Source organism: Acinetobacter sp. X9 (assembly GCF_054889255.1).
In genome coordinates this window covers 1,939,950-1,951,926 of sequence record NZ_CM142679.1, presented here as the reverse complement: position 1 = coordinate 1,951,926, position 11,977 = coordinate 1,939,950, and the positions used below count along the sequence as shown (strand labels likewise).

The 11,977-nt window shown below is 41.4% G+C and carries 10 protein-coding genes; 8 read left to right on the top strand and 2 right to left on the bottom strand.

Features of this window, described 5'->3' with window-relative positions:
* Positions 1 to 89 precede the first annotated feature (89 nt).
* The 6 genes from ACYU0V_RS09260 to ACYU0V_RS09235 are packed head-to-tail and all read left to right on the top strand — an operon-like array spanning position 90 to position 6,936.
* Entirely contained in the window at positions 90 to 1,052 is a 963-nt protein-coding gene (locus ACYU0V_RS09260; RefSeq protein WP_001177517.1) for a thiamine pyrophosphate-dependent dehydrogenase E1 component subunit alpha, read from the top strand.
* Between the two features lie 13 nt (positions 1,053 to 1,065).
* Positions 1,066 to 2,085 carry an alpha-ketoacid dehydrogenase subunit beta gene (locus ACYU0V_RS09255; protein WP_004792520.1) on the top strand — a complete coding sequence of 340 codons (1,020 nt, stop codon included), beginning with the start codon at positions 1,066 to 1,068 and terminating at the stop codon, positions 2,083 to 2,085.
* A gap of 1 nt (position 2,086) precedes the next feature.
* Positions 2,087 to 3,622 carry a 2-oxo acid dehydrogenase subunit E2 gene (locus tag ACYU0V_RS09250; RefSeq protein ID WP_461847104.1) on the top strand — a complete coding sequence of 512 codons (1,536 nt, stop codon included), beginning with the start codon at positions 2,087 to 2,089 and terminating at the stop codon, positions 3,620 to 3,622.
* Between the two features lie 10 nt (positions 3,623 to 3,632).
* Positions 3,633 to 5,036, top strand: a complete 1,404-nt coding sequence (gene lpdA / locus ACYU0V_RS09245; RefSeq protein WP_461847102.1) for a dihydrolipoyl dehydrogenase — start codon at positions 3,633 to 3,635, stop codon at positions 5,034 to 5,036.
* Positions 5,037 to 5,062: 26 nt separating this feature from the next.
* Complete coding sequence (locus ACYU0V_RS09240) at positions 5,063 to 5,848, top strand: acetoin reductase (protein WP_461847100.1); 786 nt, start codon at positions 5,063 to 5,065, stop codon at positions 5,846 to 5,848.
* A 29-nt stretch (positions 5,849 to 5,877) separates the two neighbouring features.
* Positions 5,878 to 6,936 (top strand): 2,3-butanediol dehydrogenase, encoded by a 1,059-nt coding sequence (locus ACYU0V_RS09235; RefSeq protein WP_000642313.1) that lies wholly within the window; start codon positions 5,878 to 5,880, stop codon positions 6,934 to 6,936.
* Positions 6,937 to 6,983: 47 nt separating this feature from the next.
* On the opposite strand, the gene ACYU0V_RS09230 is transcribed toward ACYU0V_RS09235, so the two are convergent.
* The gene (locus ACYU0V_RS09230) at positions 6,984 to 7,895 is read right to left on the bottom strand and encodes a bestrophin family protein (RefSeq protein ID WP_461847081.1); all 912 of its coding nucleotides are present in this window, start codon (positions 7,893 to 7,895) and stop codon (positions 6,984 to 6,986) included.
* A 69-nt stretch (positions 7,896 to 7,964) separates the two neighbouring features.
* Positions 7,965 to 9,236: a sigma-54 interaction domain-containing protein gene (locus ACYU0V_RS09225; protein ID WP_461847080.1), complete on the bottom strand. Its 1,272-nt coding sequence runs from the start codon at positions 9,234 to 9,236 to the stop codon at positions 7,965 to 7,967.
* Positions 9,237 to 9,427: 191 nt separating this feature from the next.
* On the opposite strand from ACYU0V_RS09225, the gene ACYU0V_RS09220 reads away from it, so the two are divergent.
* Complete coding sequence (locus ACYU0V_RS09220; RefSeq protein WP_461847078.1) at positions 9,428 to 10,123, top strand: MBL fold metallo-hydrolase; 696 nt, start codon at positions 9,428 to 9,430, stop codon at positions 10,121 to 10,123.
* A 9-nt stretch (positions 10,124 to 10,132) separates the two neighbouring features.
* Positions 10,133 to 11,788 (top strand): bifunctional protein tyrosine phosphatase family protein/NAD(P)/FAD-dependent oxidoreductase, encoded by a 1,656-nt coding sequence (locus ACYU0V_RS09215; RefSeq protein WP_410468393.1) that lies wholly within the window; start codon positions 10,133 to 10,135, stop codon positions 11,786 to 11,788.
* The last annotated feature ends 189 nt before the right edge of the window (positions 11,789 to 11,977 follow it).

The following is an 11,977-nucleotide window of genomic DNA, read 5'->3' as shown; positions in this document are numbered from 1 at the left end:
TAAATTGAGCTTTATTATTTATAGCGAAATATATAACTCTCGCTGAAACTTGGTTGATTTTAATAATCAAGATAATAAAGGAAAAGGATATGCAATTAACGGAAGAGCAATTACTCGCAGCATATAAACGCATGCGCGATATTCGTGAATTTGAGGATCGACTTCACGAAGAAAATACCAATGGTGATATTCCTGGCTTTATTCACTTATACAGTGGTGAAGAAGCTGTAGCAGTCGGGATTTGCGAAAATTTAACCGACAAAGACTATATCACTTCAACACACCGTGGACATGGACACTGTATTGCAAAAGGTTGTGACATTCACGCCATGATGCTGGAAATTTTCGGTAAAGATGACGGGCTATGCCGTGGAAAAGGCGGTTCTATGCATATTGCCGATTTAGATAAAGGTATGCTCGGTGCCAACGGGATTGTGGGTGGTGGACCTCCTTTAGCAATTGGTGCGGCGTTGACAGCGAAAACCTTAAAGACTGGTGGGGTCGGACTGTCTTTTACAGGTGACGGTGGCTCAAACCAAGGTCTTACTTTTGAAGCGATGAATATGGCTGTTGTACTTAAACTTCCAGTAATTTTCGTTTTCGAAAATAACGGCTTTGGTGAAGGAACAGGGCATGATTACGCAGTAGGAAGCAAAGACATTGCTGGTCGTGCCGCAGGTTTTGGTTTACCTGCAGTTAAAGTTGATGGTACAGACTTCTTTGCCGTTTATGAAGCCGCTCAAACTGCTATTGAACGTGCACGTCGTGGTGAAGGTCCAAGTGTGATTGAAACCATTACAAACCGTTTTTATGGCCACTTCGAAGGTGACCCTGGCTTGATTCGTTCTAAAGAAGAAGTAGAGTTCATCAAAGAAAATAAAGATCCTTTGAAAATTTTCCGCGAAAAAGTCAAAGGCAAAATTGATGAAGCCAAACTAGACGAGATTGATGCAGCTTCTAAGGCAAATGTTGATGATGCCGTTGCTAAAGCTCGTGCTGCGGCTTATCCAAAACCAGAACAACTCCTTACTGACGTCTATGTCTCTTACTAAAGGAATAGTAAAGATGCCAAATAAAAGTTTTCGTAATGCAATTAAAGAAGCCATTGAATCAGAAATGCGTCGTGATCCAACCGTATTTGTTGTTGGTGAAGATGTTCGTGGTGGGCACGGCGGTAAAAATACCGAAGAGAACGAGCTTGAAGGCTTCGGTGGGGTACTTGGTGTAACCAAAGGTTTATGGACGGAGTTTGGTTCAGAACGTGTGATTGATACGCCAATTACCGAGTCTGCAATTATTGGTATGGCCGCTGGTGCTGCTGCAACAGGTTTACGTCCTGTTGCTGATTTAATGTTTATGGATTTCTACGGCGTGTGTCATGACATGCTCTATAACCAAGCCGCTAAATTCCGTTATATGTTTGGCGGAAAAGCAAAAGCACCAATGGTTGTACGTGGCATGATTGGCGCAGGTTTTTCTGCGGCAGCCCAGCATTCTCAGTCACCATATAACGTATTTGCCGCGGTTCCGGGCTTAAAAGTTGTGGTTCCATCTAGCCCATATGATGTGAAAGGGCTATTAATTCAGGCCATTCGTGATGACGACCCTGTAGTGTTCTGTGAGCATAAAATGCTCTATGACATTAAAGGCGAAGTTCCAGATGATGCCTATACCATTCCTTTTGGTGTAGCAAATTACACCCGTGAAGGGACAGATGTGACCATTATTGCTTTAGGCTTGATGGTACACCGTGCCAATGAAGTAGCAGATAAACTAGCAAAAGATGGCATTTCGGTTGAAGTGGTAGACCCTCGTACAATTTCACCTCTGGATGAAGAAGGAATTTTAGAGTCTGTTGCATCAACTGGGCGTGTGGTTATTGTGGATGAATCAGCGGCACGCTGTGGCTTTGGTCATGATGTGGCTGCACTAGTTGCACAGAAAGGTTTCCACTATTTGAAAGCACCTGTTGAACTCGTAACGCCACCACATACGCCTGTTCCATTCTCTCCAGTTTTGGAAAAAGAATGGATTCCAAGTGTAGAGCGTATTGAGCAAGCTGTACGAAAAACATTGGAGGCTTAGGATGAGCGAAATTAAAACGCTGGAGATCCCGAAATGGGGATTATCCATGGAAGAAGGCACGATCGCCCAATGGTTGATTAAAGAAGGTGATAGCTTTAATAAGGGCGATGAAATTTGTGAAATTGAAACCACAAAAATCGTCAATGTGTTAGAAGCGCCTTTTGCTGGAACACTCCGTAAAATTTTAGCGAAAGATGGTGATACTTTACCCGTCGGTGGCCTTATTGCCATATGTGCTGATAGTGAAGTTTCTGATGCAGAAATTGAGCAGTTTATTGCATCACTAGGTGGTTCAGCAGCTAAAGCCCCTGAAGCACCTTCGGAGAAAAGTAAACCAGAAACATCTGCACCTGTTGCTGAAAAAGCAGAACAGCCACAGACTGTAGCAGCTAGTGCTTCAGCTCCTGCAAAGGTAGCGAAAGATGACTACGCTGTACCTGGGTCATTACAAGGCTATCAAACATCTAATGAGTTGTTTGCAACGCCGCATGCCTTGAAGCTTGCAGAAAAACACAATGTAAACTTGGCAAAAGTCACAGGTTCTGGTCGTGAAGGACGTATTAGTGTTCAAGACATCCAGAAGGCTGTACAGGCTGCTGGTGGTCAGTGGCCTGATGTTAAGCAGCAAACTCAAGTTAAAGTGGTTAAATCTACGGCCGATGATAGCCAAGTTTTAGCGACACCTGTAGCACGTCGTTTAGCAAAGCAGTGGGGCATTAACCTAAATGACTGCCGTGTTTCAGGTACTCGTGGCCGTGTCTGTAAAGAAGATGTTGAAGCGGTTTACTATCGTAATAACCCAACGTCGGTAAATGAACAACTTGTGCAATGTGCTGCTCAACCACAATCGACTGTTACTACGGTTACTATGAATGGTATGCGTAAAGCGATTGCTTCACGGTTACAGGCTGCAAAACGTAATGCACCGCATTTCCGCTTAGTGGTCGATCTAAACGTAGAAGCTTTGCAAAAACTACGTAAGCAGATTAATGAGACTGTTCCACAAGTGAAACTTTCTATTAATGACATGCTAATTAAGGCAGCGGCAGCGGCGCTGATTAAAGTACCTGAAGTGAATGTTCAATTTGATGAGGCGACTCAATCAATTTTACAGTTCTCTCAAGCGGATATTTCGGTGGCCGTAGCGATTCCAAACGGTTTAATTACACCCATTGTAAAAGCAGCAAATCAGAAGTCTTTAGCACAGATTTCCGATGACATGCGTGATTTGGCAACGCGTGCCAAGACTGGCAAGTTACAACCTGATGAGTTTCAGGGCGGTAGCTTTAGCATTTCAAATTTAGGAATGTTAGGCATTAAACAGTTCGATGCCATTATTAATCCACCGCAAGGTGCAATTATGGCATTAGGTGCTTCTGAATCACGTGCTGTTGTTGAAAATGGCAATGTAGTGGTTCGTGAGATTGTCACAGCAACGTTGTCATGCGATCACCGCGTCATTGACGGTGCGGTTGGGGCGAAATTCTTGGCCAGCTTTAAGCAGTTTGTTGAAAACCCTGCTTTAATTTTGGTGTAGGAGAACCCGCATGTCAGAAGCTCAATTTGATTTAATTGTGATTGGCGCGGGACCGGGTGGGTATGTGGCTGCAATTCGTGCAGCCCAGCTCGGGTTAAAAACCGCAATTGTAGAAGAGCAACATTTAGGCGGAATTTGTCTAAATTGGGGCTGTATTCCAACCAAAGCTTTGCTTGCAGGGGCAGAGCTTGCAACTCAGTTTAAACATGCCGGACAGTTTGGTTTTCAGGTATCTCAACTCGATTTTGATATTCAAAAGCTTGTGCAACATAGCCGACAAGTATCAGCTCAGTTAGTACAAGGCATCGATTATTTACTTAAAAAGAATCAGGTGACAGTGTTTAATGGCCGTGCTCAGCTTACGGCTAAAGAAAAAATTGAAGTGACCGATGCTCAAGGTAACAGTCAGGATTTGAGTGCACCACATATCATTTTGGCAACTGGAGCTAAAGCCCGACATGTTTCTCAACTTCCTGTCGATGGAACATATGTCTGGAGCTATAAAGAAGCGCTTGTTCCAGAGCAGTTACCGAAAAGTTTACTGGTTGTAGGTTCAGGTGCAATTGGTAGTGAGTTTGCTAGCCTTTATCAAGATTTGGGTTGTCAGGTCACGCTTATTGATTTAGCCAAGCAGATTTTACCAACTGAAGATGCGGAAGTTGCCCAATTTGTCAGAAAACAATTTGAACAAAAAGGTATGAAAGTCTTAACCGATGCTGTCGTTCAAAGTATTCAGATTGAAAATGAGCAAGTCCACTGTGTGGTTGAAACAGCAAGTGACGTTCAAACGCTTGTTTTTGACCGCGTGCTTTCGGCAATTGGTGTACAGCCTAATACCACGGGGCTAGGACTAGAACGTTTAGGTGTAGAACTCAATCCACAAGGTTTTGTGGCAATTGATGACTATTGTAAAACCAACGTAGCAGGGCTTTATGCAATTGGTGATGTTGCTGGAGCGCCGTGTCTCGCTCATAAAGCAAGCCATGAAGCCATGATATGTGTTGAGAAAATTGCTGGTGTAGCAAACGTCCATTCACTCGATCGTAGCCAGATTCCGGGTTGTATTTTTACTCATCCACAAGTGGCGAGTATCGGTTTAACGGAAAATGCAGCAAAAGCTAAGAATTTACCTATACGAATCGGCAAGTTTTCTTTAACAGCAAATGGCAAAGCTTTGGCAATTGGTGATGCATCAGGTTTTGTGAAAACGGTGATACATGCAGAGACGGGTGAATTACTTGGTGCACATATGGTCGGCCATGAAGTGACTGAACATATTCAAGGCTTTGCCATTGCTAAATATTTAGAAGCAACTGATGAAAGTTTAGCTCAAGTGATTTTCCCGCATCCAACCTTATCAGAAGCCATGCATGAATCCATTTTGGCCTCAATGCAACGAGCGATTCATATGTAGAAATTCTACATTTACAGGAGTTGAACATGGTTAAGGGATTAAAAAATAAAGTCGTTTTAGTGACTGGGGCAGCTCAAGGCATAGGCCGTGGGATTGCCCTGCGCTTGGCGCAAGAAGGGGCACATATTGCATTAGTTGATATGAAACAAGATCAACTGAATGATGTGCAGCAGGAAATTCAGGCTTTAGGTGTAAATGCGAGCACTTTTATTGCTGATGTCAGTGACCGCGAGCAAGTATATGCCGCTATAAATCATGCTGAGCAGACACTTGGTGGGTTTGATGTCATAATTAATAACGCTGGAATTGCACAAGTTCAAGCGATTGCGGATATCACACCGGATGAATTTCAAAAAATTGTTGATATTAATATTGGTGGCGTGCTGTGGGGAATACAGGCTGCTGCTGCAAAATTTAAGCAACGTGAACATAAAGGAAAAATCATTAATGCTTGCTCAATTGCAGGCCATGATGGCTTTGCTTTACTCGGTATTTACTCGGCAACCAAATTTGCAGTACGAGCACTTACCCAAGCTGCGGCAAAAGAATATGCCAGTCACGGTATTACCGTAAATGGATATTGCCCCGGAATTGTCGGAACGGACATGTGGGTTGAAATCGATAAACGTTTTGCTGAAATTACCGGTGCAGCAATTGGTGAAACTTATAAAAAGTATGTGGAAGGCATTGCTTTAGGTAGAGCCCAAACACCAGACGATGTAGCCGCATTAGTTGCTTTTCTGGCAAGTGAAGATTCAGACTATATTACAGGTCAATCCATTTTAACGGACGGTGGAATAGTCTATCGCTAAAACAACATCGTGATTTGAGGGAGATAATAATGAAAGCAGCACGTTTTTATGACAGAGGCGATATTCGTATTGAAGATATCCCTGAACCAGAAGTCACTCCCGGTACTGTAGGTATTAAGGTGGCTTGGTGTGGAATTTGTGGTACAGATTTGCATGAGTTTATGGAAGGGCCAATTTTTATTCCACCGTGTGGACATCCGCATCCTATTTCAGGTGAATCTGCGCCGATTACCATGGGACATGAATTTTCAGGTGTGGTCTATGCCGTAGGTGAAGGTGTTGATGATATTGAAATTGGTCAGCATGTGGTCGTAGAGCCTTATATTGTGGCCGATGATGTACCAACTGGACCGGGCGATAATTATCATCTTTCCAAAAATATGAACTTTATTGGTTTAGGCGGTCGTGGCGGTGGTTTGTCGGAAAAAATTGCAGTTAAACGCCGTTGGGTGCATCCAATTTCCAATAAAATTCCACTGGATCAGGCAGCCTTAATTGAACCGTTATCGGTAGGGCATCATGCTTTCGTACGTAGTGGTGCAAAGGCAGGTGATATTGCACTGGTTGGCGGTGCGGGGCCAATTGGTTTATTGCTTTCGGCAATTTTAAAAGCGAAAGGTCTTAAAGTCATCATTACCGAACTAAGTGCAAAACGTAAAGAAAAAGCCAAAGAGTCGGGTGTTGCAGATTATATTTTAGACCCGTCAGAAGTTGATGTTGTTTCTGAGGTCATGAAAATCACTAATGGTGATGGTGTCGATGTCGCGTTTGAATGTAGTAGCGTTAACAAGGTATTAGATACTTTGGTTGCGGCAGTGAAACCAACAGGCGTTATTGTTATTGTTTCGATTTGGAGTCACCCAGCATCAATTAATGTGCACAGTGTGGTAATGAAAGAGCTTGATGTACGAGGCACAATTGCCTATGTAAATGACCATCAAGAAACCATTAAACTGGTAGAAGAAGGAAAAATAAATCTGGAACCTTTTATTACGCAGCGTATTCAACTTGATGATTTGATTTCACAAGGCTTTGAAACTTTAATTCATAATAATGAGTCAGCCGTTAAGATTATTGTACATCCATAAACAGACACTTAAACCTATAAAAAAGAGCGATGATTCGCTCTTTTTTATTAAAGTAAATTGTTGTTTTCAGCTTCAATAATAGGGGGTAATGGCTGCCCTAATGAACTTAGAGACTCACGCTCAATCAAACGTACAATTGAATCTAGCGGTAAATCATTTTCTTGCAAACCAAAAGGTTCTTCAATTTGAGCACTTAAAGCATCTAAACCTAAAAACATATAAGCGATTAAACCCACAATAAGCGGAGTCCAAATACCTAAAGCTGCTTCAAGGCTAAAAGGTAATATGAAACAAAAACAGTAAACCGCGCGATGTAAAAGTACTGAATATGAGTAGGGTAAAGGCGTGCCAGCAATTCGGTCACAACCCGCTTGAATATTGCCTAGCTCAACAATATGGCGCGTCAATGTGTTGTAGATAATGTCACTAATTTCGCCGTCTTTTAGTATTTTAACTAAATCTTTTTGAATATTTTCGAGTACAAACTGAGGGGCATTAATATGCTCATTTAAATAATTAAGTGAAGTGTTATTTAAATAGGCATGCTCAAGAAATTTTGTGGGTTCGACTGTTTGTTGACGCAGTCGATCACGCAACAAGTTACTAAAAATTAAGACCTGATGAATTAAATGTTCACGTTGTTCATTAGATAGAACATGGCTGTCTCTAACAATATGTCTGGCATTGGCAATTAATGCACCCCAAAGTTTGCGGCCTTCCCACCAACGGTCATAACACGCGTTATTTCGAAAACCCGTACAAATCGACAGAATCACACCGAAGATGGTAAATCCAATTGCAGGTACGGTAGGAATTTGAATCCAATGATAATAAGAGAGCCAGACCACACATGCTGAAATAAAGACAACAAAACTCAGTGCAGGCAAAACCTTCGGTAAAATTGTTCCTTTCCAAGCAAATAAAAGTTTAAATACATTGCTTTTATCACGAACAATCATATAAAGCCTTTGAACTAATGAACCTAACCAAGTGCAATATGATACGCCTTAGACGAGCTAAATACCTAACTAAAGCTTATGCTTTTGTCTATATCGCCAAAGGGTAGTACGGCTAATTCCAAAAATATTCGCGACCATATTTAGGTTATGATTATATTTTTCTAAAGCGGCTTGTACATTTTCAGGGGTAAGTTCTGTATTTGTCTCAGGCAATTTAACGTAATCATCTGCATTTAAAAGCTCATTGGGTAAGTCTTCGACTTCAATTTCATCCTTACCATTTGCCATGGTTAACGCATAAAGTAGGGTGTTTTTAAGCTCACGAACATTTCCTGGCCAGTCATAATTTAAAAGAACTTGCATGGCTTTTTGATTGACATGACGAGGCATGGTGTCGAGTTGAGTGGAGCTTTCTTTTAAAATCTGATCGACAATAAGTGGAATATCGACTTTCCGCTCTCTGAGTGGTGGTATAAAAATTGGAATCACACGCAAGCGGTAAAGCAAATCGTGACGGAAACGCCCAGCCTTAGCCTCTTCGCGTAAAGCTTTATGTGTTGCTGTAATAATGCGAACATTGGCTTGAATAGGTTTTTCACCACCTACAGGAGTAAATTCACCTGTTTCTAACACCCGTAATAATTTAGCTTGAAGTTCTAAAGGAATCTCGGCAATTTCATCTAGAAACAGCGTTCCACCAGCGGCACGTTCAAACACGCCTTTATGATCGCGAATTGCTCCCGTGAAAGCACCTTTCACATGCCCAAAGAGTTCACTTTCTAGAATATTGGCATTGAGGGCCGCACAGTTAATCGCTACAAAAATCTTATTTTTACGCTGGCTATAATCATGAATTGCTTTTGCCACTAGCTCTTTACCACTACCAGATTCGCCGCGGACAAGCACTGGAAACTCAGTAATTGCCACTCTCTGAATAATTGAAAACATACGAGCCATTTCTGGTGAACAGCTATTAAAAACTTTAGCCAAGTCTTGCAATTGTTCTGTTAGCTCTACTTGATTAGCAATATCATTCTCTATGCTAACGGGCTGTAAAATATGTAGTTTCCCGATAATCCGATGCTCTGCAATGTAAATATCATGTTCTTGATAGATAAATCTCTTTCTCATTTTTGGAGTATTGATTTCGAGATATTGATTATGATGATCTTGAGTAAGCGCTGCCATGCTCTCAACAGAAATGTCATCTGTATTAAATTTATAGTGAATTGCTTGAGTCGTTGTATCTGCTAAAAACAGACTCGCATTTGGGAATAAAGCTTTTAATTGCTCAAATAAAATAAAAAAATCTTGTTCTGACTGAAAATTTAACTTTGCCATTTCATACGTTTCACATTCGTTTCATTGAAACATACTTGAGTTTCAAAGGAACATCAAGCTGCGTTTGTTTTTTAACTTTAATTTTACTTATTATTTTAAATAGTTGATTTTTATATTTATTATTTAATTTTAAATAATTGGCATCTTATTTGCAAAATATAGGAAAGAAATAAATTATTAGGGTATAAATCATGTTCTTTAAGCAGTTTTTTGAGCAGGAAAGTTCGACTTATACATATCTGCTTGGGTGTAAAGAAACACAAGAGGCTGTTTTAATTGACCCAGTTGCATCAGATATAGAGATTTATACAAAAGAATTAGAGCGGTATCAATTTACGCTCATCTATACCTTAGATACCCATGTTCATGCAGACCATATTACTGCTGCAAATTTACTTCGTGAACGTTTTCATTGCAAATCGGTTTTACATCGAAACTCAGATGTAAATTGCGGAGATATTTTAATTACTGATGGTTGCATGCTTAAAGTTGGCAACCTCAGTATTGAAGCGCGTTACACACCAGGTCATACGAATGCTTGTACGAGTTATTTGGTAGGAAACATGATTTTCACTGGTGATGCATTATTAATTGATGGATGCGGTCGAACTGACTTTCAGCAAGGTAATGCAGGTACACTTTATGACAGTATTCACAAACAACTTTTCAGCCTACCTGACGACACTATTGTGTATCCGGGACACGATTATAAAGGTCGTCTGTCTTCAACAATTGGTTATGAACGCTTAAATAATTCACGTCTCGGTCAGAATCGCTCGCGCGAAGATTTTATTGAATTAATGAATAACTTAAATCTGCCATATCCAAAACAAATCGATAAAGCACTTCCTGCCAATCAGGCTTGCGGCTCAATTTCACAATTATAAGGTGGCAATATGGAACTTAAACGAGTTAATCAAGAATTTTATGTTGCGGGCCAGATTACTGCCGATGATGTCGCAAAAATTGCAGGCCAAGGAATAAAAACACTGATATGTAACCGTCCAGATGGAGAAGGTGCAGACCAACCGAATGTAATTGAAATTGAAGAAGCAGCTCAACAATATGGCCTAAACGTAATCTATCAACCGGTTACCAGTGGCAAAATTACCGATCAACAAGTTGCTGAGTTTAAAAAGCTTTATCAGAATGCCCAAAAACCTGTTTTAGCGTATTGCCGTACTGGTATGCGTGCAATCAGTTTATGGGCTTTGGCTGAAATTGCCCCAAAAGATGCAACATTGTTAGTTGAATCGGGTAATAAGCTTGGGTTCAATTTGAAAGGCTTGGTGCCACGTATTTTAAAACGTGACCATGAACCAGCCACTATTCCTTGTTATAGCGTTGTGATTGTGGGCGCTGGAGCAGCAGGAATTTCTGTAGCGTCTAGTCTTTTATGTCGTGAACCTCATTTAGATATTGTCATTATTGATCCGGCAGATACACATTATTATCAACCGGGCTGGACCATGGTTGGTGGGGGTATTTTCAAACCACAAGTAACCGCACGGTCAATGGTAAGTGTGATTCCTTCAAAAGTGAAATGGATGAAAGCAGCTGTTGCTGGATTCGACCCTGAGCATAATCAGGTTATTTTGGAAGGATGCCAACCCATACAATATAAAGCTTTGGTTGTTTGTCCGGGTTTAAAACTGAATTGGCATGGCATTGAAGGTTTAGTCGAAACCTTAGGTAAAAATGGGGTGACGTCTAACTATAGATATGACTTGGCGCCGTATACATGGGAACTGGTGCAACAGCTAAACGGTGGAAAGGCAATCTTTACCCAACCACCTATGCCGATTAAATGTGCGGGTGCTCCACAAAAAGCAATGTATCTTTCAGCTGACTACTGGTTAAAGCAAGGCAAACTCAAAGATATCACTATTCATTTTTATAACACTGGTGCTGTTTTATTTGGTGTGAAGGAATATGTACCTGCACTAATGCAATACGTCGAAAAATATGGTTCAGAACTACACTTTAACCATCAACTTGTCAAAGTAGATGGGCCTGCAAAAAAAGCATGGTTTAAGGTGGTGAATGATGCAAATGCAGCATTGATCGAAACTGATTTCGATATGTTGCATGTTGTTCCACCGCAACAAGCGCCTGATTTTATTCGTGCAAGTACACTCACTGATGATGCAGGCTGGGTGAGTGTGAATCCTCAAACCTTACAACACACCCAGCATGCCAATATTTTTGCTTTAGGTGATGTGATGAATGCGCCTAATGCCAAAACTGCTGCTGCGGCACGGGCACAAGCTCCGATCGTTGCTGTAAATGTTCTCGCACAACTGAACGGTGAGCAAAACTTCTGCGAGTACAACGGCTATGGCTCATGTCCACTTACGGTAGAACGAGGAAAAATCGTTCTGGCTGAGTTTGGCTACGGCGGCAAATTACTTCCAAGTTTTCCAAAATGGGTAATTGATGGGCAAAAACCTTCCCGTTTGGCTTGGCTGCTTAAAGAGCGGATTTTACCGCCGATTTATTGGCAAGGCATGCTCAAAGGCCGTGAGTGGATGGTCAAACCTGAGCGAGGATAAGTAAAGATTAATAATCTTTACCCGAGCGCAAGACGAGAACTATGTTCGAGTTAAGAGGATAAACAAAGCACCGCTTTGTCCTGAGAAGCGACTAAAGCTTCGCAAGAAGACGAGAGCTGTGCTCGAGTGGAATAGGATAAGTAAAGCAACGCTTTGCCCTGAGAAGCGGTTAAAGCTTCGCAAGAAGAC